This is a genomic window from Citrobacter sp. Cs237 (assembly GCF_030332325.1).
Lineage (GTDB): Bacteria > Pseudomonadota > Gammaproteobacteria > Enterobacterales > Enterobacteriaceae > Citrobacter_A > Citrobacter_A sedlakii.
In genome coordinates, this window is the sequence record NZ_JAOWIB010000066.1 from 86,973 (window position 1) to 110,913 (window position 23,941).

The window sequence follows — 23,941 nt, forward strand, 5'->3', positions numbered from 1 at the left end:
CACATGCTGTTAAATGCACTGGCGACGCTGGGACACAAAGGTATCAAAACCGTCAGCTCGTTTGGGCGCGCCGGGTTAATGTTATTCAATGCGCTGGTCGGCAAACCGGAATTTCGTAAACATGCGCCGCTGTTGGTGCGCCAACTCTATAATGTCGGCGTCCTGTCGATGCTTATCATTCTGGTGTCGGGCGTGTTTATCGGCATGGTGCTGGGGCTACAGGGGTATCTGGTGCTCACCACCTACAGCGCGGAAACCAGCCTTGGCATGCTGGTGGCGCTGTCGCTGCTGCGTGAGCTTGGCCCGGTTGTCGCGGCGCTGCTGTTTGCCGGACGCGCGGGTTCCGCGTTAACCGCGGAAATCGGTCTGATGCGCGCCACCGAGCAGCTGTCCAGTATGGAAATGATGGCCGTTGATCCGCTACGCCGGGTGATTTCGCCGCGCTTCTGGGCTGGCGTGATTTCGCTGCCGCTGCTAACCATTCTGTTTGTCGCGGTCGGTATCTGGGGCGGCTCCCTGGTCGGCGTAAGCTGGAAAGGGATCGACCCGGGATTCTTCTGGTCGGCGATGCAAAACGCCGTCGACTGGCGTCTCGACCTGGTGAACTGTTTGATTAAAAGCGTGGTGTTCGCCATCACCGTAACATGGATTGCATTATTCAATGGATATGATGCGATCCCGACCTCGGCAGGGATCAGCCGGGCGACCACACGCACCGTTGTGCACTCGTCGCTGGCCGTTCTGGGCCTGGATTTTGTGCTGACCGCTTTGATGTTTGGGAATTGAGTTCATGCAAACGAAAAAAAATGAAATTTGGGTGGGGATTTTCTTATTAGCGGCGCTGCTGGCGGCGCTGTTTGTCTGCCTGAAAGCGGCAAACGTAACGTCGATGCGCACAGAGCCGACCTACACGATTTATGCGACCTTCGATAATATCGGCGGCCTGAAAGTGCGCTCGCCGGTGCGCATTGGCGGGGTGGTCGTGGGACGCGTCGCGGATATTTCGTTAGATCCGAAAACTTATTTACCGCGCGTCACGCTGGATATCGAAGAACGTTATAACCACATTCCTGACACCAGCTCGTTGAGCATCCGGACCTCCGGTTTGCTGGGCGAACAATATCTGGCGCTGAACGTCGGTTTTGAGGACCCGGAGCTGGGAACGTCTATCCTCAAAGATGGCGGCACGATTCAGGACACTAAATCCGCGATGGTGCTGGAAGATATGATTGGTCAGTTCCTTTACAACAGTAAGGGGGATGACAATAAGAATTCTGGCGATGCGCCAGCGCCGGCCGAAGGCAATAATGACGCTAACGGGCCTGCGGGCACAACGAATTAATCTCAGGAGATTCGACATATGTTTAAACGATTGATGATGGTGGCTCTGCTGGTGTTTGCACCACTGACCGCCGCCACTGCAGCCGATCAAACTAACCCGTACAAGCTGATGAACGAAGCGGCGCAAAAAACGTTCGACAGACTGAAAAATGAACAGCCGAAAATCCGTTCGAATCCGGACTACCTGCGCGACGTCGTCGATCAGGAACTGCTGCCGTATGTGCAGGTGAAATATGCGGGCGCGCTGGTGCTGGGCCGTTACTACAAAGAAGCGACCCCCGCGCAGCGCGAAGCCTATTTCGCCGCGTTCCGTGAATACCTGAAGCAGGCTTACGGACAGGCGCTGGCGATGTACCACGGTCAGACTTACCAGATTGCGCCTGAACAACCGCTGGGCGATGCGACGATCGTGCCGATCCGCGTCACCATTATCGATCCTAACGGTCGCCCGCCGGTGCGCCTCGACTTTCAGTGGCGTAAAAACACCCAGACGGGCAACTGGCAGGCCTATGACATGATCGCCGAAGGCGTCAGCATGATCACCACTAAACAAAACGAGTGGAGCGACCTGCTGCGAACCAAAGGGATCGACGGCCTGACCGCGCAACTGAAATCTATCGCACAGCAGAAAATCACGCTGGATGAGAAGAAGTAATGACGCAGTCACTCAGTTGGACGCGTAAAGGCGATACGCTGGCGCTGATGGGAGAGCTGGATCAGGACGTGGTAAATCCGCTATGGGATGCGCGCGTTGAGGCAATGCAAGGCGTCACCTGTATCGACCTGAGCCAGATTTCCCGCGTCGATACCGGTGGGCTGGCGCTGCTGCTCCATCTTATCGATCAGGCAAAAAAGCAGGGCGCCCGTGTTTCGTTGCAGGGGGTGAACGATAAAGTTTACACCCTGGCGCAGCTGTATAATCTGCCTGAGGACGTTCTTCCTCGCCTGTAATTTGCGCCGGGTAGCTTACTGGCTATCCGGTCTTTTCCTGTCGTTCTGATCACCGCGTTAGCGTCACCATCAGGCAACTTTACGTTGATCGCCCTTTTGCTTATTTATGACAGCGCAACTTTGCTCTAAGATGTTGGGCTGTTTTCACTATCTGACGAATATAGAGCCCATGGAAAATAATGAAATCCAGAGCGTGCTGATGAACGCACTCTCCCTCCAGGAAGTCCACGTCTCCGGCGATGGCAGTCACTTTCAGGTTATTGCCGTGGGTGAGATGTTTGACGGTATGAGCCGGGTGAAGAAACAGCAGACCATCTATGCCCCGCTGATGGAGTATATTGCGGACAACCGCATTCATGCTCTGTCCATCAAAGCGTATACCCCCGCAGAGTGGGCGCGCGATCGCAAACTTAACGGTTTTTGAGCTACGGGAGAAATACCGGTAGCGACGATGAATTTTAACTGAGAACAACATCATGGATAAATTTCGTGTACAGGGGCCAACGAAGCTCCAGGGCGAAGTCACCATTTCAGGTGCAAAAAACGCCGCACTGCCGATCCTCTTTGCGGCGCTGCTGGCGGAAGAACCGGTCGAGATCCAGAACGTCCCGAAACTGAAAGATGTGGATACGTCCATGAAGCTGCTGAGCCAGCTTGGCGCCAAAGTGACGCGTAACGGCTCTGTGCACATTGATGCGCGCGACGTCAACGTATTCTGCGCGCCGTATGATTTGGTGAAAACCATGCGCGCGTCGATCTGGGCGCTGGGTCCGCTGGTCGCCCGTTTTGGTCAGGGCCAGGTTTCGCTGCCGGGCGGCTGTACTATCGGCGCACGTCCGGTTGACCTGCATATCACCGGTCTTGAGCAACTGGGTGCGACCATTAAGCTGGAAGAAGGTTATGTGAAGGCCTCTGTCGACGGACGACTGAAAGGCGCGCATATCGTGATGGATAAAGTCAGCGTTGGCGCGACGGTCACCATCATGTGCGCAGCGACCCTTGCGGAAGGCACCACCATTATTGAAAACGCCGCGCGTGAGCCGGAAATTGTCGATACGGCGAATTTCCTGGTGACGCTGGGGGCGAAGATCTCCGGTCAGGGGACCGATCGGATTACGATCGAAGGCGTTGAACGTCTGGGCGGCGGCGTGTACCGCGTACTGCCGGACCGTATCGAAACCGGCACCTTCCTGGTCGCGGCGGCTATCTCCCGCGGTAAGATCATCTGCCGCAACGCGCAGCCGGATACGCTGGACGCCGTGTTGGCGAAGCTGCGCGACGCCGGTGCGGATATCGAAGTGGGCGAAGACTGGATCAGCCTCGACATGCATGGCAAACGCCCGAAAGCGGTAAACGTGCGTACGGCGCCGCATCCGGCGTTCCCGACCGATATGCAGGCGCAGTTTACGCTGCTGAACCTGGTGGCGGAAGGCACGGGCTTCATTACTGAAACCGTGTTTGAAAACCGTTTTATGCATGTGCCGGAGCTGAGTCGCATGGGCGCGCATGCGGAAATCGAAAGCAATACCGTGATTTGCCACGGCGTCGATAAACTTTCCGGCGCCCAAGTGATGGCAACCGACCTGCGTGCTTCTGCAAGCCTCGTGCTGGCAGGATGTATTGCAGAAGGAACCACAGTGGTCGATCGTATTTATCATATCGATCGCGGTTACGAGCGCATTGAAGATAAACTGCGTGCGCTGGGCGCGAACATCGAGCGCGTAAAAGGCGAGTAATTCGGACGCATTCGTCACGAATAAACAGGTAGCCCCATCGCGAAAGGGGCTACCGTTCTGCCGTGTCACTCGGTGCCTGGCTTCTCCCGACGCGACGCTCTCATCAGGCGCGTTCTGTCGATGAATTCATGCGTTTTGGCGTCGTGATAGCGCGACGGCCAGATCACCCACGGTTCCGTTCCCAGCGCTTTGGCAATAATCAGTTCGCCTTTCGGCCACGGTCGGGTTAAGGCATTGGCCAGCGTCGAAGAACTTAATCCGTTTCTGCGCGATTCAGCCGCCATTGATGTCCCTCTTTTGCGTAATCCCGCGATGATATCAGCGGGATGCCAGTCGATCAGTTTGCTCTCCATTTTTCCCTCGCTCCTTAACTTGTTCATGGGAATTTTGAACAATAAACCTGAGAAACACACTATACGCCGCAAGAACAAATGTTCTAAAAAGTTCATGTAAAGAGAGCGAATATTCAGAATATGCCAGGAGTTATTACAGCTATTGCAAGGGGTTTATGGATGAGCAAAATAATTAAAGAAATTTACTGGAATTTATATGAATCCATCCCGCGCGATACGGGATGGAGAGGATGTGTTTAACGGTCGCGCTGGACGGCGATATGCGCGAGGCCAATCAGCGCGTCGCGCCACGGCGTGTCCGGTAGGATCTGCAGGGCGGCGATGGCCTTATCCGCTTCTTCTTCCGCGCGCTGGCGTGTCCATTCCAGCGAGCCGCAGGCGTTCATCGCATCCAGAACCGGTTCCAGAAGATGTCGGCCGTTTCCTTGTTCAATGGCGGTGCGAATCATTTGCGCTTGTTCAGGCGTACCGTGACGCATCGCATGCAGCAGGGGAAGGGTTGGCTTGCCTTCGTTCAGATCATCACCCACGTTTTTACCAAGTTGCTCGCCGTCGGCGCTGTAATCCAGCAAATCGTCAATCAACTGGAAAGCGGTGCCGAGGTAACGGCCATAGTCCTGTAACCCTTTTTCCTGCGCGCCAGTACAGCCCGCAAGGATACCGGAGCATTGCGCCGCCGCTTCAAACAGGCGCGCGGTCTTGCTGTAGATGACGCGCATGTAGTTTTCTTCGGTGATGTCCGGGTCGTTAACGTTCATCAACTGCAGCACTTCGCCTTCTGCGATGACGTTAACGGCTTCGGACATCACTTCCAGTACCTTCAGCGAGCCAAGGCTGGTCATCATCTGAAACGCGCGGGTATAGATAAAGTCGCCGACCAGAACGCTGGCGGCGTTACCAAACGCGGCGTTGGCGGTGGCTTTGCCACGACGCATGTCGGATTCGTCCACCACATCGTCGTGAAGCAGGGTGGCGGTGTGGATAAACTCGATCAGCGCCGCGATAGTGACATGGGCATTTCCCTGATAACCCACGGCGCGCGCCGCGAGTACCGCAATCATCGGACGGATACGTTTTCCGCCACCGCTCACAATGTAATAGCCCAACTGGTTGATCAACTGGACGTCGGAATTAAGCTGTTCAAGGATTGTCGCATTGACACCCGCCATATCTTGCGCGGTTAACTCGTTGATTTTTTCTAAATTCATCGCAAAAGCCGGGCTTTTCGCCCTGTTTACCTGACGGTACATCAAGGTAACTTAGGGTTTAGGGTTAGAAATAAATGCTGATTGTACTGAAAAAACGCCGCAGATAAACGTTACCATACACGTTGTGTTTTTTTTCTTCATGTATTGACTGTAGCACTTGTCAAAGGCTCACGTTTTGCGTAATATTCGCGCCCTATTGTGAATATTTATAGCGCACTCTGAATCATTCAAAAGGTGTGCGCGGAAGCGGAGTTTTTTATGTACGCGGTTTTCCAAAGTGGTGGTAAACAACACCGAGTAAGCGAAGGTCAGACCGTTCGCCTGGAAAAGCTGGACATCGCAACTGGCGAAACTGTTGAGTTCGCTGAAGTTCTGATGATCGCAAACGGTGAAGAAGTCAAAATCGGCGTTCCTTTCGTTGATGGCGGCGTAATCAAAGCTGAAGTTGTTGCTCACGGTCGTGGCGAGAAAGTTAAAATCGTTAAGTTTCGTCGTCGTAAACACTATCGTAAGCAGCAGGGCCATCGTCAGTGGTTCACTGATGTGAAAATTACTGGCATCAGCGCCTAAGACCTGAGGAGAGATTTAAATGGCACATAAAAAGGCTGGCGGCTCCACTCGTAACGGTCGCGATTCAGAAGCTAAACGCCTGGGCGTTAAGCGTTTCGGTGGCGAAACCGTTCTGGCGGGTAGCATCATCGTTCGTCAACGTGGTACCAAATTCCACGCTGGTGCTAACGTAGGTTGCGGTCGTGACCACACTCTGTTTGCTAAAGCAGACGGTAAAGTGAAATTTGAAGTTAAAGGCCCGAACAACCGTAAATACATCAGCATCGTTGCTGAGTAAGTTTTTCGTGGTCCGGTAACGGATTAAAGCCCCGCACCTGTTGCGGGGCTTTTTACATTCGACGACCGGTAAATATGCTCGTGAAACCGTTCCTTTTCGGCTCACGAGCCCTTGCAGGGAAACGGGCATGAAGCAGCAGGCTGGCATTGGCATTCTTTTGGCGCTCACCACCGCGATGTGTTGGGGGGCTTTGCCAATTGCGATGAAGCAAGTGCTGGAGGTGATGGAACCTCCTACCGTCGTGTTTTACCGTTTTTTAATGGCCAGCGTTGGTCTGGGGGCGATCCTGGCGGTGAAGCGCAGGCTGCCGCCGCTGCGAATTTTCCGTAAGCCGCGCTGGTTGGTGCTGTTGGCGATTGCCACCGGCGGGCTTTTTGGTAATTTCATTCTGTTCAGCTCTTCCCTGCAATATCTTAGCCCGACAGCCTCGCAGGTTATTGGGCAACTGTCGCCGGTTGGTATGATGGTTGCCAGCGTATTTATTCTCAAAGAGAAAATGCGCGGTACGCAGATCATCGGCGCAATGATGCTGCTGAGTGGGCTGGTAATGTTCTTCAACACCAGCCTGGTCGAAATCTTTACCAAACTGACCGATTACACCTGGGGCGTCATTTTTGGCGTTGGCGCGGCGATGGTCTGGGTGAGTTATGGCGTTGCGCAAAAAGTATTATTGCGGCGTCTGGCGTCACCGCAGATCCTGTTTTTACTGTACACTTTATGTACGATAGCGCTATTGCCGCTGGCGAAGCCAGGGGTGATCGCGCAGCTCAGCGACTGGCAGCTTGCCTGTTTGATTTTCTGCGGGCTGAATACGCTGGTAGGATATGGCGCCCTGGCGGAAGCGATGGCGCGCTGGCAAGCGGCGCAGGTGAGCGCGTTAATCACGCTTACCCCGCTGTTTACCTTGTTATTTTCAGATCTTTTATCTGTGGCCTGGCCCGATTTCTTCGCCAGACCGATGTTAAACCTTTTAGGTTATCTCGGTGCGTTTGTCGTGGTTGCGGGCGCGATGTACTCCGCCATTGGTCATCGAATTTGGGGCGGATTACGCAAGCATGAACCGGTGGTATCGCAACCCCGCTCAGGCGAATGATTTACGGAGAGTAAAATGAAGTTTGTTGATGAAGCGACGATTCTGGTCGTTGCAGGCGATGGTGGTAACGGTTGTGTCAGCTTCCGTCGCGAAAAATACATCCCGAAAGGCGGCCCTGACGGCGGCGATGGCGGTGACGGCGGTGACGTCTGGCTGGAAGCGGACGAAAACCTTAACACCCTGATCGACTACCGTTTTGAGAAATCCTTCCGCGCGGAGCGTGGTCAGAATGGCGCCAGCCGTGACTGCACCGGTAAACGCGGTAAAGATGTCACCATTAAAGTGCCGGTCGGCACACGCGTGATCGATCAGGGCACTGGCGAAACCATGGGCGATATGACCAAACACGGTCAGCGTCTGATGGTGGCGAAAGGCGGCTGGCACGGTCTGGGGAATACCCGTTTTAAATCTTCCGTAAACCGTACCCCGCGTCAGAAGACCATGGGGACGCCGGGTGATAAGCGCGACCTGTTACTGGAGCTGATGCTGCTGGCTGACGTCGGTATGCTCGGTATGCCAAACGCCGGTAAATCGACCTTTATCCGCGCAGTGTCGGCGGCGAAACCAAAAGTGGCGGATTATCCGTTTACCACGCTGGTGCCGAGCCTTGGCGTGGTGCGTATGGATAATGAGAAGAGCTTTGTGGTCGCGGACATCCCGGGGCTGATTGAAGGCGCTTCTGAAGGCGCAGGGTTGGGGATTCGCTTCCTGAAGCACCTTGAGCGCTGCCGTGTTCTGCTGCATCTCATCGACATCGATCCGATCGACGGTTCCGATCCGGTGGAAAACGCCCGTATCATCATCGGCGAACTGGAGAAGTACAGCCAGGATCTGGCGTCCAAGCCGCGCTGGTTAGTGTTCAACAAGATCGATCTGCTGGATAAAGCCGAAGCGGAAGAGAAAGCGAAAGCGATCGCCGACGCGTTGGGCTGGGAAGGTAAATATTATCTCATCTCTGCCGCCAGCCAACTGGGCGTGAAAGATCTCTGTTGGGATGTGATGACCTTTATCATCGAGAATCCAATCGTTCAGGCTGAAGAAGCGAAGCAGCCGGAAAAAGTCGAATTCATGTGGGATGACTACCACCGCCAGCAGCTCGCGGAAGTCGAAGACGAAGCGGAAGATGACTGGGATGACGACTGGGACGAAGACGACGAAGAAGGCGTTGAGTTCATTTATAAGCGTTAACCTGTGTAATGCGAAGCGCCGGATGGCGCTTCGCTTCTCCGGCATTACCGCCCGCCTAGTTGTTCTGATAAATATCCTTGTACAACCGGCTTTCGAAACGCACCAGCGGAATTCGGCGGTTACGCTGCTCGGCTGGCGCAACCGCATAGCCTGACAGATACTGTACGAATGCCATACGCTGCCCGCTTGCGGTAGTGATGAACCCTGCCAGGTTATAAACGCCCTGAAGCGAACCGGTTTTCGCCGACACCTTACCATCCACTCCCGCCTGATGCAGGCCCGCCCGGTATTGCAGAGAGCCGTCATAGCCCGCCAGCGGAAGCATAGAGATGAAGTTCAGCTCGTTGTCGTGCTGGGCGATATATTGCAGCACCTGCATCATGGTCGCAGGGGCTATCAGGTTGTGGCGAGAAAGACCGGAACCATCGGCGATAATGGTATTGCCAATATCTACGCCCGCCTGCTGACGAAGGATCTGGCGTACCGCATCGGATCCGGCGCGCCAGGTGCCCGGCACGTTGAAACGGGCATGGCCAATCATGCGAAAGACGGTATCGGCAATCATGTTGTCCGACTTTTTCAGCATAATCTTAAGCAGATCGTGCAACGGGGCGGACTGTTTGCTGGCAACAATGGTTCCCGGTTCATTGACCTGCGTCTGGCGTAATAACGTTCCGCCATAACTGATACCGGCTTGTTTTAACTCGGCTTTTAAAATTGCCCCGGCATAGCTGGCGCCATCCTGAATGGCGAAGGCTAATGGCAGCGGTTCGGCACGCTGCGGCAGGCAGCCGGTTAATGTGAAGCGGTTTAAATCTCCAGGCACCACGTCCAGCTCACAGTATTGCGCCTCAGCGGAGCCGCGAGCGAGCGTACGCACCTGGCTAAAGAAGGTGACAGGATAGTAAGACGCCACGCGAATATACGCCAAATCGTTGGGTTTCTGGGCGCTATAAAGCGAAATGGAGAAGCAGTTTCGGTCCACAATCGCAGCCGCAGGCGGGGCGCTAAAGCATTGAGTCATGTCATTCCACGGCCATCCCGGCGCTTTGTCATGACTGGCAAAAATCGAGGTATCAATGAGGATATTTCCGGTAATCTGCGTGACACCTGATTTTTTCAGGTTCGCGACCATATTCCGAATATCCTGACGTTTTAACGTCGGATCGGCACCGAATCGCGCCACTAAGTCACCCTTCAAAACGCCGCCATCGACCTGGCCTTTGGTCTCCAGCGTTGTCGTAAAACGGAAGTCCGGGCCGAGCTGTATCAGCGCCGCCAGCGCGGTGATGACTTTCTGCGTGCTGGCAGGTAGGGCCATTTGCTGACTATGATAATCAATCGCGGGGGCCGGCGCGCCAACCTTCTGCACCATGAGGGCAAGATTGGCTCCGGCAGGAAGCTGGTTGATGTACTCATCAACGTTCGCGGCCTGGACGCTGAACGCTATACTGGTGGTCAATCCGATGATAAATCTGGAAAATCGCATAATCTCGCGCTAACAACCTGGAAACAAGCCGTCATACTACGGCGCAATGCCCTGGAAAGTAAACGATGACCCATAGGGAACTCCAGGGTAAAATGAGTATCAAATTGAGAATTGTAGCTGACCTGGGTTTTTGCCCGGGTCGGTATTTTTTTGCTTCTGGCTCGGGTATGACGCCATACCGGGGCAGGCTTAACAGCCGGGGTGGACCATTGCCCCCTACAGGAATGTTTAAGAGGTATAACAAATGCAAGCTATTCCGATGACCTTACGCGGCGCAGAAAAACTGCGCGAAGAGCTGGATTTTCTGAAATCTGTACGCCGCCCTGAAATTATCGCCGCTATCGCTGAAGCGCGCGAACACGGCGATCTCAAAGAGAATGCGGAATATCACGCCGCGCGTGAGCAGCAAGGGTTTTGCGAAGGCCGCATCAAAGATATCGAAGCGAAACTGTCGAATGCGCAGGTGATCGACGTTACAAAAATGCCTAACAACGGTCGCGTGGTTTTCGGTGCGACGGTCACCGTGCTGAATCTTGATAACGATGAAGAGCAGACCTGGCGCATCGTGGGCGATGATGAGGCCGACTTTAAACAAAACCTGATTTCGGTGAATTCGCCGATTGCCCGCGGTCTGATTGGCAAAGAGCAGGATGACGTTGTGGTCATCAAAACGCCGGGCGGCGAAGTTGAGTATGAGATCACCAGGGTCGAATACCTGTAAGAATTTCCCAATACTCAAGATGTTGATGTATTGTAAAGAAAGGAAAAAGGCCGCATAGCGGCCTTTTATCAACGAACAGAGCGTGGCATTTTGCTCTCCTGCCAGCGGAAAATCCCTCGTTTTACACAGAATTTGTGTTCAACGTCAGGATATTCTTAGCGCGGCAGCGAGATTTTACGTTCTTTACTTGGGCGATAAAGCACCAGCATTTTACCGATGACCTGTACGTTACAGGCGCCGGTTTCGCGCACGATAGCGTCCACGATCAAGGTTTTGGTTTCGCGATCTTCTGATGCGATTTTCACCTTGATAAGTTCATGGTGCTCTAACGCTTGTTCAATCTCGGCCAGTACCCCTTCGGTCAAACCATTATTGCCAAGCATAACGACCGGCTTGAGCGGATGTGCCAGACCTTTCAGGTGCTGTTTTTGTTTAGTACTCAGATTCATCGTATATTTTTGCTTACGTTGGGATTGAAAACGGGTCATTCTACCGCCATCTCCCATATATCACCAAATAGTGCGTTGAAATTTACGCCGTATGGCAACGATGTTCTGCCCGGATGGGAAAGTTAAATGACAGGTAAAAAGCGTTCTGCCAGCTCGAGTCGCTGGCTTCAGGAACACTTTAGCGATAAATATGTTCAAGAGGCACAGAAAAAGGGGTTACGTTCCCGTGCCTGGTTTAAACTTGATGAAATACAGCAAAGTGACAAACTCTTTAAGCCGGGAATGACGGTTGTCGATCTCGGTGCCGCGCCAGGAGGCTGGTCACAGTATGTGGTCTCGCAAATTGGCGGCAAAGGCCGCATCATCGCTTGCGATCTTTTACCTATGGATCCTATTGTTGGTGTGGACTTTCTTCAGGGCGACTTTCGTGATGAACTAGTGATGAAAGCGCTGCTGGAACGCGTGGGTGACAGTAAAGTACAAGTTGTCATGTCAGATATGGCACCAAACATGAGCGGAACACCGGCGGTGGACATCCCCCGCGCCATGTACCTGGTGGAACTGGCGTTAGAAATGTGTCGTGATGTGCTAGCGCCGGGTGGAAGTTTTGTAGTGAAGGTGTTCCAGGGCGAAGGTTTCGATGAGTATCTAAGGGAAATTCGCTCCCTGTTTACGAAGGTGAAAGTTCGTAAGCCGGACTCTTCTCGCGCACGTTCGCGTGAAGTGTATATTGTAGCGACCGGGCGTAAACCATAACTGGTCGATTTCAGACGAAAGTTTGAAAGACGCTGGATATAGAGTATCCTGACGCTGTTTTTAACACAGTTGTAATAAGAGGTTAATCCCTTGAGTGACATGGCGAAAAACCTAATACTCTGGCTGGTCATTGCCGTTGTGCTGATGTCAGTATTCCAGAGCTTTGGGCCCAGCGAGTCTAATGGCCGTAAGGTGGATTACTCTACCTTCCTGCAAGAGGTCAACAACGACCAGGTTCGTGAAGCACGTATTAACGGACGTGAGATCAACGTTACCAAGAAAGATAGTAACCGTTACACGACCTACATTCCGGTTAACGATCCGAAGCTGCTTGATAACCTGCTGACGAAAAACGTCAAGGTTGTGGGTGAACCACCGGAAGAGCCGAGCCTGCTGGCTTCCATCTTTATTTCCTGGTTCCCGATGCTGCTGTTGATCGGTGTCTGGATCTTCTTCATGCGTCAGATGCAGGGCGGCGGTGGCAAAGGCGCCATGTCGTTTGGTAAGAGCAAAGCGCGCATGCTGACGGAAGATCAGATCAAAACCACCTTTGCCGACGTAGCAGGTTGTGACGAAGCGAAAGAAGAAGTCGGTGAACTGGTTGAATACCTGCGCGAGCCGAGCCGTTTCCAGAAACTGGGCGGTAAAATCCCGAAAGGCGTTCTGATGGTAGGGCCGCCGGGTACCGGTAAAACCCTGCTGGCGAAAGCCATCGCCGGTGAAGCGAAGGTACCGTTCTTTACCATTTCCGGTTCTGACTTCGTGGAAATGTTTGTTGGTGTCGGTGCGTCTCGCGTACGTGACATGTTCGAACAGGCCAAGAAGGCGGCGCCGTGCATTATCTTCATCGATGAAATCGACGCCGTAGGCCGCCAGCGTGGCGCAGGTCTGGGTGGCGGTCACGATGAACGTGAACAGACGCTGAACCAGATGCTGGTTGAGATGGACGGCTTCGAAGGTAACGAAGGTATTATTGTTATCGCGGCGACAAACCGTCCGGACGTTCTTGACCCGGCGCTGCTGCGTCCAGGCCGTTTTGACCGTCAGGTCGTGGTGGGGCTGCCGGATGTGCGCGGTCGTGAACAGATCCTGAAAGTCCATATGCGTCGCGTGCCGTTGGCGCCGGATATCGATGCGGCCATCATTGCCCGCGGTACGCCTGGCTTCTCCGGTGCGGACCTGGCGAACCTGGTGAACGAAGCGGCCCTGTTTGCTGCGCGTGGCAACAAGCGCGTGGTCTCCATGGTTGAATTCGAAAAAGCGAAAGACAAAATCATGATGGGTGCGGAACGTCGCTCCATGGTGATGACGGAAGCGCAGAAAGAATCGACCGCTTACCACGAAGCTGGCCATGCGATCATCGGTCGTCTGGTGCCGGAACACGATCCGGTGCATAAAGTGACGATTATTCCGCGCGGTCGTGCGCTGGGTGTGACCTTCTTCCTGCCTGAGGGCGACGCGATTAGCGCCAGCCGCCAGAAACTGGAAAGCCAGATTTCGACGCTTTACGGTGGTCGTCTGGCAGAAGAGATCATCTACGGTGTTGAACACGTTTCTACCGGCGCGTCAAACGACATCAAAGTGGCGACCAACCTGGCGCGTAACATGGTGACCCAATGGGGCTTCTCGGAAAAACTCGGTCCGTTGCTGTATGCGGAAGAAGAGGGTGAAGTGTTCCTTGGTCGAAGCGTCGCGAAAGCCAAACACATGTCCGATGAAACCGCGCGTATCATCGACCAGGAAGTGAAAGCGCTGATTGAACGTAACTACAATCGTGCGCGTCAGCTTCTGAACGATAACATGGACATCCTGCACGCAATGAAAGATGCGCTCATGAAATACGAGACCATCGATGCGCCGCAGATTGATGACCTGATGGCACGCCGTGACGTTCGCCCGCCAGCTGGCTGGGAAGAACCCGGCTCTAACAATTCTGACAACAATGGCACCCCGCGTGCGCCGCGTCCGGTTGATGAACCCCGTACGCCGAACCCGGGCAATACCATGTCAGAGCAGTTAGGCGACAAATAAGTCATACCATTGTTGATGACTGCGCGTTAATGAAAACCCTGGGGCTTGCTCCGGGGTTTTTTATGATTTCATACCAGGGATAACATTATGCAACTCTTCGCCCAGGGCACTTCACTTGATCTTAGCCATCCGCATGTGATGGGCATTCTCAATGTCACCCCAGACTCCTTCTCTGACGGTGGAACGCATAACACGCTGATCGAGGCCGTGAAGCATGCGAATCTGATGATTAACGCCGGTGCCACCATTATTGATGTTGGTGGCGAATCAACGCGTCCTGGCGCGGCTGATGTCAGCGTGGAAGAGGAATTGCAGCGGGTGATTCCGGTTGTTGAGGCGATTGCGCAGCGTTTTGAAGTCTGGATTTCAGTGGATACATCAAAGCCGGAGGTGATCCGCGAATCAGCCAGAGTGGGCGCTCACATCATTAACGACATCCGCTCGCTTTCTGAACCCGGCGCGCTGGAAGCCGCAGCGGAAACCGGTTTGCCCGTTTGCTTAATGCACATGCAGGGGCAACCGAAAACCATGCAGCAGGCGCCGAAATATGACGACGTATTCGCTGAAGTTAATCGCTACTTTATTGAGCAGATAGCACGTTGTGAAAGGGCGGGTATCGCAAAAGAGAAATTGTTACTCGACCCGGGATTCGGTTTCGGTAAAAATCTCTCCCACAACTATACATTACTGGCGCGTTTATCTGAGTTTCATCATTTTAATCTGCCGCTGTTGGTGGGAATGTCGCGCAAATCGATGGTGGGCCAGTTGCTCAACGTCGGACCTTCAGAGCGACTGAGCGGCAGCCTGGCCTGCGCGGTAATTGCGGCCATGCAGGGAGCGCAGATCATTCGTGTCCATGACGTCAAAGAAACCGTAGAAGCGATGCGTGTGGTCGAAGCCACATTGTCCGCAAAGGAAAACAAACGCTATGAGTAACCGTAAATATTTTGGTACCGATGGAATCCGTGGTCGCGTTGGCGATGCCCCGATCACCCCTGATTTCGTGCTTAAACTGGGATGGGCGGCCGGTAAAGTGCTTGCGCGCCACGGCTCCCGTAAAATCATCATCGGTAAAGATACGCGTATTTCCGGTTATATGCTGGAGTCGGCCCTGGAAGCGGGACTGGCGGCGGCGGGCTTATCCGCCTCATTTACCGGCCCGATGCCGACACCCGCCGTGGCATACCTGACGCGCACTTTCCGCGCAGAGGCTGGCATTGTGATATCAGCGTCGCACAATCCGTTCTATGACAACGGTATTAAGTTCTTTTCTATTGATGGCACCAAACTGCCGGATGCGGTGGAAGAAGCCATTGAAGCAGAAATGGAAAAAGAGATCACCTGCGTGGACTCCGCTGAACTGGGTAAAGCCAGCCGTATTGTGGACGCCGCAGGACGCTATATTGAGTTCTGCAAAGGCACATTTCCGAATGAACTGAGCCTGAATGAGTTAAAAATTGTTGTCGATTGCGCGAACGGCGCGACCTACCACATCGCGCCCAACGTGTTGCGCGAGCTGGGCGCGAAGGTCATTGCGATTGGCTGTGAACCGAACGGCGTCAATATTAACGAAGAAGTGGGCGCGACGGATGTGCGTGCTCTGCAGGCGCGCGTTGTCGCGGAAAAAGCCGACCTGGGGATTGCCCTGGACGGTGACGGTGACCGCGTGATCATGGTTGACCATGAAGGCAACAAAGTCGATGGCGATCAGATCATGTATATCATCGCCCGTGAAGCGTTGCGTCAGGGACAATTACGCGGCGGCGCCGTCGGTACGCTGATGAGCAACATGGGGCTGGAGCTGGCGCTCAAACAGCTGGGCATTCCGTTCACCCGTGCCAAAGTAGGCGACCGCTACGTGCTGGAAAAAATGCAGGAAAAAGGCTGGCGTATCGGTGCGGAAAACTCCGGGCACGTCATTCTGTTGGATAAGACCACCACGGGCGACGGCATTGTGGCGGGACTGCAGGTATTAGCGGCAATGGTGCGTAACCATATGAGTCTTCACGATCTCTGCAGCGGCATGAAAATGTTTCCGCAGATCCTCGTTAACGTGCGCTATACCGCCGGCAGCGGCGATCCGTTGGAAAACGAAACCGTGAAGGCGATAACGGCGGATGTGGAAGCGGCGTTAGGCAACCGCGGTCGCGTGCTGCTACGTAAGTCAGGCACCGAGCCGTTAATCCGCGTGATGGTGGAAGGCGAGGACGAAGCCCAGGTCACTGAATTCGCTCACCGTATCGCAGAGGCTGTAAAGGCGGTGTAAAGGTCCTTTTTACTGCATAAAAAGGCGGCAAATGCCGCCTGTTGCAGGTAGAAATGGCATGCTTTTGCTGTTTTTTTCCGCAGTTGATACAATGGCCTAAAATTGCCCTTGCGAAGGACATTCGCTTTGGTTAGTATTCACACCCGCTTCAGTGGGAAACAGTAGCTTATCCCACTTTATTGGTTTGAAGCATTGGTATGCGGCAACTCCGCAAGGAACAGGTTGATTATGTACGAAGCTCTTTTGGTAGTTTTCCTTATTGTGGCAATTGGCCTTGTCGGTCTGATCATGCTGCAGCAAGGTAAAGGCGCTGATATGGGAGCCTCCTTCGGAGCAGGCGCTTCCGCTACGCTGTTTGGTTCAAGTGGTTCTGGTAACTTCATGACCCGAATGACGGCTGTGCTGGCGACGTTGTTCTTCATCATCAGTCTGGTGCTGGGCAATATCAACAGCAATAAAACCAATAAAGGAAGTGAGTGGGAAAATCTGAGCGCGCCGGCGAAAACCGAGCAGACTCAGCCTGCGGCTCCGGCTAAGCCGACCAGCGATATCCCACAATAAGATTTTCGTGCCGAGGTGGTGGAATTGGTAGACACGCTACCTTGAGGTGGTAGTGCCCAATAGGGCTTACGGGTTCAAGTCCCGTCCTCGGTACCAATATTCCGAAAGAAAGACGCTGAAAAGCGTCTTTTTTTTCGTCTTTTATTTATGACTCTTGCTATCTGTGGTCATTTGCCTGCCGAATAGTGGTTGCGCCGACATTCGACATTATTCACGAAGCCTGATGGCGCCACGCTTATCCAGTATACAGGGTGACGCCACGTATAAAAAAGGCCGCATACGCGGCCTGGTGAAAAGCATCTTTTCCGATCACTTCGCTTTATTTTCCAGATTCTCTACCTGCGGCAGACCGGTCGCGGAAGAGGCGGTGAGCAAGCCAGACTGCGCATAGCCAAACAGCTTCTCCCGGGTGTCGGTGATATCCAGATTACGCATAGTTAACTGACCGATACGATCGTCCGGTGAGAATACAGAGTCACCTTTTTCCATCGTCAGGCGTTCCGGTTTGTAGGTCAGATTCTCTGAAACGGTATTGAGGATGGAATAATCATTACCGCGGCGCAGTTCCAGCGTGACTTCACCGGTGATCTGGCTGGCGACCCAGCGTTGCAGACCGTCACGCAGCATCAGTGCCTGAGAGTCAAACCAGCGGCCCTGATACAGCAGGCGGCCCAGCTGACGTCCGTGCGCATGATATTGCTCAATAGTGTCTTCATTATGAATGCCAGTCAGCAAACGTTCGTAGGCGATATGCAGCAGCGCCATCCCCGGGGCTTCATAAATACCGCGACTTTTCGCTTCAATGATACGGTTTTCAATCTGATCGCTCATGCCCAGACCATGACGGCCGCCGATACGGTTCGCTTCCAGCATCATCTCCACATCGTCGCTAAACGTTTTGCCGTTCAGCGCCACCGGATGCCCCTGTTCGAAACGTACGGTGACTTCTTCCGCCGGGATTTTCACGTTTTCGTCCCAGAACTTCACGCCCATGATCGGATTAACGATCTTCACGCTGGAGTTCAGAAACTCGAGGTCTTTGGCTTCGTGCGTCGCGCCGAGCATATTGGAGTCCGTGGAATACGCCTTTTCGACAGACATTTTGTAGTCGAAGCCGCAGGCGATCATAAATTCAGACATCTCGTGACGACCACCCAGCTCATCAATAAAGTCGGTGTCCAGCCACGGTTTGTAAATCTGTAGCTCAGCGTTGGTCAGCAGACCGTAGCGGTAGAAACGCTCAATATCGTTTCCTTTATAGGTGCTGCCGTCACCCCAGATATTCACACCGTCTTCTTTCATCGCGGCAACCAGCATGGTGCCGGTTACTGCGCGGCCCAGTGGCGTGGTATTAAAATAGGTCAGGCCGCCAGTGGTGTTATGAAATGCGCCACACTGAATCGCCGCGATACCTTCGGCAACCAGCTGTTTACGGCAGTCAATCAGGCGAGCGTTCTCTGCACCGTATTCCATTGCGCGACGAGGAATCGCATCGTAATCGTCCTCATCTGGCTGACCCAGATTCGCAGTATATGCATATGGGACAGCCCCTTTTTGTCGCATCCACAGCAGTGCTGCGCTGGTGTCCAGTCCGCCGGAAAAAGCGATACCAATACGTTGACCTGCCGGAAGATGCTTGAGAATCGTCGTCATAAAATAAAACCCTGCTTGATAGACTGATGGTGAGATCGGCTTTCTGCTCTTATTGCATTTTTATGCAAAATAAATGAGTTTTCATTTAAACATCTTTTTCGCAAGACAGGAAGTGTTTCATGCGTTTTTCCACCATTCGCGCCGATGGCGTGTCGCGAGAGGATGCTGTTAACAAGGTTGACACAATGGGGGAGTAATCAATATAATAGCCGCAGATTTTACGTCCCGTCCTCGGTACCAAATCCCAGCAGTATTTGCATCTTTTACCCAAAACGAGTAAAATTTGCCACGTTTCAGGCGCGGGGTGGAGCAGCCTGGTAGCTCGTCGGGCTCATAACCCGAAGGTCGTCGGTTCAAATCCGGCCCCCGCAACCACTTTCCCTTAGAGTTCTTTTTCAAATATACTGTGAAGACTTAGGCCTTCGTAGCTGGATTTGAAAAAAATTCTTTCGGAAGGTTCTCCAGACCGCAGTTGCGGTTATAGGGTTCAGTTATCTAAAGCCCCGATTTATCGGGGTTTTTTGTTATCTGACTACAGAATAACTGGGCTTTAGGCCCTTTTTTTATGTCTTGGGGGTGGGCTTGTCCACATTAGAGCAAAAATTAACAGAGATGATTACAGCGCCAGTTGAAGCCTTAGGTTACGAGCTGGTCGGCATCGAATTTATTCGCGGTCGCACATCCACACTGCGCATCTATATTGATAGTGAAGATGGCATCAATGTTGATGATTGTGCTGATGTGAGCCATCAGGTGAGCGCTGTACTGGACGTAGAAGATCCGATCACGGTGGCGTATAACCTGGAAGTCTCCTCACCGGGGCTCGACCGTCCGATGTTCACTGCTGAACACTACGCGCGTTTCCTGGGTGAAGACGTTTCGCTGGTACTCCGCATGGCGGTACAGAACCGCCGTAAATGGCAGGGCGTGATTAAAGCGGTGGATGGTGAAATGATTACCGTCACAGTCGAAGGAAAAGATGAAGTGTTCGCGCTGAGTAATATCCAGAAGGCGAACCTGGTTCCCCACTTTTAACAGTCTGGATTGAGGTGAAAAGCCCGCGATGAACAAAGAAATTTTGGCTGTTGTTGAAGCCGTATCCAACGAAAAGGCGCTGCCACGCGAGAAGATTTTTGAAGCGCTGGAAAGTGCGCTGGCTACAGCAACTAAGAAAAAATATGAACAAGAGATCGACGTTCGCGTAGAAATCGATCGTAAAAGCGGTGATTTCGATACCTTCCGTCGCTGGCTGATTGTTGAAGAAGTAACCCAGCCGACGAAAGAGATTACGCTCGAAGCGGCGCGTTTTGAAGACGAAAGCCTGAACCTGGGCGACTACGTTGAAGATCAGATCGAATCTGTCACCTTTGACCGTATCACCACCCAGACGGCAAAACAGGTTATCGTACAGAAAGTACGTGAAGCCGAACGCGCGATGGTTGTCGATCAGTTCCGTGAACACGAAGGTGAAATCATCACCGGCGTAGTGAAGAAAGTGAACCGCGACAACATCTCACTGGATCTCGGAAATAATGCTGAAGCCGTGATCCTGCGTGAAGATATGCTGCCGCGTGAAAACTTCCGTCCGGGCGACCGTATCCGCGGCGTACTGTATGCAGTCCGTCCGGAAGCGCGCGGTGCGCAACTGTTCGTTACCCGCTCCAAACCGGAAATGCTGGTCGAATTGTTCCGCATTGAAGTGCCGGAAATTGGCGAAGAAGTGATCGAAATTAAAGCGGCGGCTCGCGATCCGGGTTCCCGTGCGAAAATCGCGGTGAAAACCAACGACAAGCGTATCGACCCGGTCGGCGCCTGCGTAGGTATGCGCGGCGCGCGCGTTCAGGCGGTGTCGACCGAATTGGGCGGCGAGCGTATTGATATCGTTCTGTGGGACGATAATCCGGCGCAGTTCGTCATTAACGCAATGGCGCCTGCTGACGTCGCGTCTATCGTGGTGGATGAAGACAAACACACCATGGATATCGCCGTCGAAGCGGGTAATCTGGCGCAAGCGATTGGACGTAACGGTCAGAACGTCCGTCTGGCTTCGCAACTGAGCGGCTGGGAACTCAACGTAATGACCGTTGATGACCTGCAGGCAAAACATCAGGCTGAAGCCCACGCCGCCATCGATACCTTCACCAAATATCTCGATATTGATGAAGAGTTCGCAACAGTTCTGGTTGAAGAAGGTTTCGCAACCCTGGAAGAGCTGGCCTACGTGCCAATGAAAGAACTGCTGGAAATCGACGGCCTTGACGAGCCGACCGTTGAAGCGCTGCGCGAGCGCGCTAAAAACGCACTGACCACTCTGGCACTGGCCCAGGAAGAAAGCCTCGGTGATAACAAACCGACTGACGATCTGCTGAATCTCGACGGTATGGATCGTGAACTGGCCTTCAAACTGGCTGCCCGTGGTGTTTGTACGCTGGAAGATCTCGCCGAACAGGGCATTGATGATCTGGCTGATATCGAAGGGTTGACCGACGAAAAAGCCGGAGAGCTGATTATGGCTGCCCGTAATATTTGCTGGTTCGGTGACGAAGCGTAATAAACTGTAGCAGGAAGGAACAGCATGACAGATGTAACCGTAAAAACGCTGGCCGCAGAGATACAGACCTCCGTGGAACGCCTGGTACAGCAATTTGCTGATGCCGGTATCCCGAAGTCTGCTGATGACTCTGTGTCCGCACAAGAAAAACAGACCTTACTGGCGCACCTGAACCGTGAAAACGGTTCAGGCCCGGATAAGCTGACGCTGCAACGTAAAACGCGTAGCACCCTGAACATTCCTGGTACCGGTGGAAAAAGCAAATCGGTACAAATCGAAGTCCGCAAGAAGCGCACATTTGTGAAACGCGACCCGCAAGAGGCTGAACGTCTCGCCGCGGAGGAGCAAGCGCAGCGTGAAGCGGAAGAGCAAGCCCGTCGTGAGGCAGAAGAAGCAGCCAAACGCGAGGCGCAACAAAAAGCTGAACGTGAGGCCGCAGAACAAGCTAAGCGTGACGCCGCTGAAAAAGCGAAACGTGAAGCTGCGGAAAAAGACAAAGTGAGCAATCAACAGACTGACGATATGACCAAAACCGCCCAGGCCGAAAAAGCCCGCCGTGAAAATGAAGCTGCTGAGCTGAAGCGTAAAGCGGAAGAAGAAGCGCGCCGCAAGCTTGAAGAAGAAGCGCGTCGCGTAGCGGAAGAAGCTCGCCGTATGGCGGAAGAAAACAAATGGACGGATAACACTGAGCCGACTGAAGACACCAGTGATTATCACGTCACCACTTCTCAGCATGCCCGCCAGGCTGAAGACGAGAACGATCGTGAAGTTGAAGGCGGCCGTGGCCGCGGTCGCAACACGAAAGCGGCCCGTCCGGCGAAGAAAGGCAACAAGCACGCTGAGTCTAAAGCCGATCGCGAAGAAGCGCGCGCAGCGGTTCGTGGCGGTAAAGGCGGCAAGCGTAAAGGTTCCGCGCTGCAGCAGAGCTTCCAGAAGCCAGCGCAAGCCGTTAACCGTGACGTTGTGATTGGCGAAACTATCACCGTTGGCGAACTGGCGAACAAGATGGCGGTGAAAGGCTCTCAGGTCATCAAAGCGATGATGAAACTGGGCGCAATGGCCACCATTAACCAGGTCATCGACCAGGAAACCGCGCAGTTGGTTGCCGAAGAGATGGGCCACAAAGTGATCCTGCGTCGTGAAAACGAGCTGGAAGAAGCGGTAATGAGCGACCGTGACACCGGCGCAGCGGCTGAACCGCGCGCACCGGTAGTGACCATCATGGGTCACGTTGACCACGGTAAAACCTCCCTGCTGGACTACATCCGTTCCACGAAAGTGGCCTCTGGCGAAGCGGGCGGCATTACCCAGCACATCGGTGCGTACCACGTTGAAACCGACAACGGCATGATCACCTTCCTGGATACCCCGGGTCACGCCGCGTTTACCTCCATGCGTGCGCGTGGCGCCCAGGCAACGGATATTGTGGTTCTGGTTGTTGCCGCAGACGACGGCGTGATGCCGCAGACCATCGAAGCTATCCAGCACGCGAAAGCGGCGGGTGTGCCGGTGGTGGTTGCAGTGAACAAAATCGATAAGCCGGAAGCGGATCCGGATCGCGTGAAGAATGAACTGTCCCAGTACGGCATTCTGCCGGAAGAGTGGGGCGGTGAAAGCCAGTTCGTCCACGTATCGGCAAAAGCCGGTACGGGCATCGACGAGCTGCTGGATGCGATCCTGCTGCAAGCCGAAGTACTTGAGCTGAAAGCGGTACGTAAAGGCATGGCGAGCGGCGCGGTCATCGAATCCTTCCTGGATAAAGGACGTGGCCCGGTTGCTACCGTTCTGGTTCGCGAAGGTACCCTGCATAAAGGCGATATTGTGCTGTGTGGCTTCGAATATGGCCGCGTTCGTGCGATGCGTAACGAACTGGGTCAGGAAGTGCTGGAAGCGGGTCCGTCGATTCCGGTGGAAATCCTCGGTCTGTCCGGCGTACCGGCTGCGGGTGATGAAGTGACCGTGGTGCGTGACGAGAAGAAAGCGCGTGAAGTTGCACTGTACCGTCAGGGCAAATTCCGTGAAGTCAAACTGGCGCGTCAGCAGAAATCGAAACTCGAGAACATGTTCGCCAACATGACCGAAGGCGAAGTTCACGAAGTGAATATCGTGCTGAAGGCCGACGTACAGGGCTCTGTGGAAGCGATCTCCGACTCCTTGCTGAAACTGTCTACTGACGAAGTGAAAGTGAAGATCATCGGTTCCGGCGTGGGCGGTATCACCGAAACCGACGCGACCCTGGCGGCAGCATCCAACGCGATTCTGGTTGGCTTCAACGTACGTGCCGATGCGTCTGCGCGCAAAGTGATCGAAGCGGAAAACCTGGATCTGCGTTACTACTCCGTCATCTATAACCTGATCGACGAAGTGAAAGCGGCGATGAGCGGTATGCTGTCTCCGGAACTGAAACAGCAGATTATTGGTCTGGCTGAAGTGCGTGATGTGTTCAAATCACCGAAATTCGGTGCGATCGCGGGCTGTATGGTTACCGAAGGCACGATCAAACGTCACAACCCGATCCGCGTTCTGCGCGACAACGTGGTTATCTACGAAGGCGAGCTGGAATCCCTGCGCCGCTTCAAAGATGACGTCAACGAAGTCCGTAACGGTATGGAATGTGGTATCGGCGTGAAGAACTACAATGACGTTCGCGTCGGCGATATGATCGAAGTGTTCGAGATTATCGAGATCCAACGTACCATCGCATAATCTTTGTCGTCTTTCGGACCGCAACTGCGTTGGCTACGAGT

At 53.7% G+C, this 23,941-nt stretch carries 24 protein-coding genes and 2 tRNA genes; 21 read left to right on the forward strand and 5 right to left on the reverse strand.

Annotation, left to right across the window (positions count from 1 at the left end; translation table 11 throughout):
* Positions 1–3 precede the first annotated feature (3 nt).
* The 6 genes from mlaE (at position 4) to murA (ending at position 4,028) form a co-directional block, all read left to right on the forward strand.
* A complete protein-coding gene (gene mlaE / locus OGY07_RS02320) occupies positions 4–786 on the forward strand; it encodes a lipid asymmetry maintenance ABC transporter permease subunit MlaE (RefSeq protein WP_042291881.1) in 783 nt (260 codons plus the stop codon).
* A gap of 4 nt (positions 787–790) precedes the next feature.
* Positions 791–1,342: an outer membrane lipid asymmetry maintenance protein MlaD gene (mlaD, locus tag OGY07_RS02325; RefSeq protein ID WP_042292053.1), complete on the forward strand. Its 552-nt coding sequence runs from the start codon at positions 791–793 to the stop codon at positions 1,340–1,342.
* An 18-nt stretch (positions 1,343–1,360) separates the two neighbouring features.
* Complete coding sequence (gene mlaC, locus OGY07_RS02330; RefSeq protein ID WP_286598426.1) at positions 1,361–1,996, forward strand: phospholipid-binding protein MlaC; 636 nt, start codon at positions 1,361–1,363, stop codon at positions 1,994–1,996.
* On the forward strand, positions 1,996–2,292 hold the full coding sequence (gene mlaB, locus OGY07_RS02335; protein ID WP_286598428.1) for a lipid asymmetry maintenance protein MlaB: 297 nt from the start codon (positions 1,996–1,998) through the stop codon (positions 2,290–2,292). Before mlaC ends, mlaB begins: the two co-directional genes overlap by 1 nt.
* A gap of 169 nt (positions 2,293–2,461) precedes the next feature.
* Complete coding sequence (gene ibaG / locus OGY07_RS02340; protein WP_042291873.1) at positions 2,462–2,716, forward strand: BolA family iron metabolism protein IbaG; 255 nt, start codon at positions 2,462–2,464, stop codon at positions 2,714–2,716.
* Positions 2,717–2,768: 52 nt separating this feature from the next.
* Positions 2,769–4,028, forward strand: coding sequence for a UDP-N-acetylglucosamine 1-carboxyvinyltransferase (gene murA / locus OGY07_RS02345; RefSeq protein ID WP_042291871.1), 1,260 nt, complete (start codon positions 2,769–2,771; stop codon positions 4,026–4,028).
* 65 nt (positions 4,029–4,093) lie between these two features.
* Here murA and sfsB read toward each other — a convergent pair whose 3' ends face one another.
* Complete coding sequence (gene sfsB, locus OGY07_RS02350; protein ID WP_042291869.1) at positions 4,094–4,381, reverse strand: DNA-binding transcriptional regulator SfsB; 288 nt, start codon at positions 4,379–4,381, stop codon at positions 4,094–4,096.
* Between the two features lie 236 nt (positions 4,382–4,617).
* Positions 4,618–5,589, reverse strand: a complete 972-nt coding sequence (gene ispB / locus OGY07_RS02355) for an octaprenyl diphosphate synthase (RefSeq protein WP_042292051.1) — start codon at positions 5,587–5,589, stop codon at positions 4,618–4,620.
* Between the two features lie 258 nt (positions 5,590–5,847).
* Here ispB and rplU point away from each other — a divergent pair, with 258 nt between their 5' ends.
* The 4 genes from rplU to cgtA all read left to right on the forward strand — a co-directional run bounded on the left by rplU (position 5,848) and on the right by cgtA (position 8,717).
* Positions 5,848–6,159 (forward strand): 50S ribosomal protein L21, encoded by a 312-nt coding sequence (gene rplU, locus OGY07_RS02360; protein ID WP_000271401.1) that lies wholly within the window; start codon positions 5,848–5,850, stop codon positions 6,157–6,159.
* 19 nt (positions 6,160–6,178) lie between these two features.
* Entirely contained in the window at positions 6,179–6,436 is a 258-nt protein-coding gene (rpmA, locus tag OGY07_RS02365) for a 50S ribosomal protein L27 (RefSeq protein ID WP_042291867.1), read from the forward strand.
* A gap of 127 nt (positions 6,437–6,563) precedes the next feature.
* Complete coding sequence (locus OGY07_RS02370) at positions 6,564–7,529, forward strand: DMT family transporter (RefSeq protein WP_042291865.1); 966 nt, start codon at positions 6,564–6,566, stop codon at positions 7,527–7,529.
* 15 nt (positions 7,530–7,544) lie between these two features.
* Entirely contained in the window at positions 7,545–8,717 is a 1,173-nt protein-coding gene (gene cgtA, locus OGY07_RS02375; protein ID WP_042291862.1) for an Obg family GTPase CgtA, read from the forward strand.
* 55 nt (positions 8,718–8,772) lie between these two features.
* Here the strand turns inward: cgtA and dacB are convergent, their stop codons facing one another.
* Positions 8,773–10,206 (reverse strand): serine-type D-Ala-D-Ala carboxypeptidase, encoded by a 1,434-nt coding sequence (gene dacB / locus OGY07_RS02380; RefSeq protein ID WP_042291861.1) that lies wholly within the window; start codon positions 10,204–10,206, stop codon positions 8,773–8,775.
* Positions 10,207–10,450: 244 nt separating this feature from the next.
* On the opposite strand from dacB, the gene greA reads away from it, so the two are divergent.
* Positions 10,451–10,927, forward strand: coding sequence for a transcription elongation factor GreA (gene greA, locus OGY07_RS02385; RefSeq protein WP_042291859.1), 477 nt, complete (start codon positions 10,451–10,453; stop codon positions 10,925–10,927).
* A 155-nt stretch (positions 10,928–11,082) separates the two neighbouring features.
* Here greA and yhbY read toward each other — a convergent pair whose 3' ends face one another.
* Positions 11,083–11,376: a ribosome assembly RNA-binding protein YhbY gene (yhbY, locus tag OGY07_RS02390; protein WP_042292049.1), complete on the reverse strand. Its 294-nt coding sequence runs from the start codon at positions 11,374–11,376 to the stop codon at positions 11,083–11,085.
* 126 nt (positions 11,377–11,502) lie between these two features.
* Here yhbY and rlmE point away from each other — a divergent pair, with 126 nt between their 5' ends.
* From rlmE to OGY07_RS02420, 6 genes are all read left to right on the forward strand, one after another.
* Entirely contained in the window at positions 11,503–12,132 is a 630-nt protein-coding gene (gene rlmE / locus OGY07_RS02395) for a 23S rRNA (uridine(2552)-2'-O)-methyltransferase RlmE (RefSeq protein ID WP_042291855.1), read from the forward strand.
* 99 nt (positions 12,133–12,231) lie between these two features.
* On the forward strand, positions 12,232–14,163 hold the full coding sequence (gene ftsH, locus OGY07_RS02400) for an ATP-dependent zinc metalloprotease FtsH (RefSeq protein ID WP_042291851.1): 1,932 nt from the start codon (positions 12,232–12,234) through the stop codon (positions 14,161–14,163).
* A gap of 87 nt (positions 14,164–14,250) precedes the next feature.
* Entirely contained in the window at positions 14,251–15,099 is an 849-nt protein-coding gene (gene folP / locus OGY07_RS02405) for a dihydropteroate synthase (protein ID WP_060571064.1), read from the forward strand.
* Positions 15,092–16,429 (forward strand): phosphoglucosamine mutase, encoded by a 1,338-nt coding sequence (gene glmM / locus OGY07_RS02410; protein WP_042291845.1) that lies wholly within the window; start codon positions 15,092–15,094, stop codon positions 16,427–16,429. The genes folP and glmM overlap by 8 nt, the downstream gene beginning before the upstream one ends.
* Positions 16,430–16,657: 228 nt before the next feature.
* Positions 16,658–16,990: a preprotein translocase subunit SecG gene (gene secG / locus OGY07_RS02415; protein WP_042291843.1), complete on the forward strand. Its 333-nt coding sequence runs from the start codon at positions 16,658–16,660 to the stop codon at positions 16,988–16,990.
* 9 nt (positions 16,991–16,999) lie between these two features.
* Positions 17,000–17,086: transfer RNA gene (locus tag OGY07_RS02420), tRNA-Leu, on the forward strand.
* A 213-nt stretch (positions 17,087–17,299) separates the two neighbouring features.
* Here the strand turns inward: OGY07_RS02420 and argG are convergent.
* Positions 17,300–18,643: an argininosuccinate synthase gene (gene argG / locus OGY07_RS02425; RefSeq protein WP_042291839.1), complete on the reverse strand. Its 1,344-nt coding sequence runs from the start codon at positions 18,641–18,643 to the stop codon at positions 17,300–17,302.
* A 298-nt stretch (positions 18,644–18,941) separates the two neighbouring features.
* Here argG and OGY07_RS02430 point away from each other — a divergent pair.
* From OGY07_RS02430 to infB, 4 genes are all read left to right on the forward strand, one after another.
* Positions 18,942–19,018, forward strand: a tRNA-Met gene (locus OGY07_RS02430).
* 207 nt (positions 19,019–19,225) lie between these two features.
* Positions 19,226–19,678, forward strand: a complete 453-nt coding sequence (rimP, locus tag OGY07_RS02435) for a ribosome maturation factor RimP (protein ID WP_042292047.1) — start codon at positions 19,226–19,228, stop codon at positions 19,676–19,678.
* Positions 19,679–19,706: 28 nt separating this feature from the next.
* Positions 19,707–21,194, forward strand: a complete 1,488-nt coding sequence (gene nusA / locus OGY07_RS02440; RefSeq protein ID WP_042291836.1) for a transcription termination factor NusA — start codon at positions 19,707–19,709, stop codon at positions 21,192–21,194.
* A 24-nt stretch (positions 21,195–21,218) separates the two neighbouring features.
* Positions 21,219–23,900 (forward strand): translation initiation factor IF-2, encoded by a 2,682-nt coding sequence (gene infB, locus OGY07_RS02445; RefSeq protein ID WP_042291835.1) that lies wholly within the window; start codon positions 21,219–21,221, stop codon positions 23,898–23,900.
* The last annotated feature ends 41 nt before the right edge of the window (positions 23,901–23,941 follow it).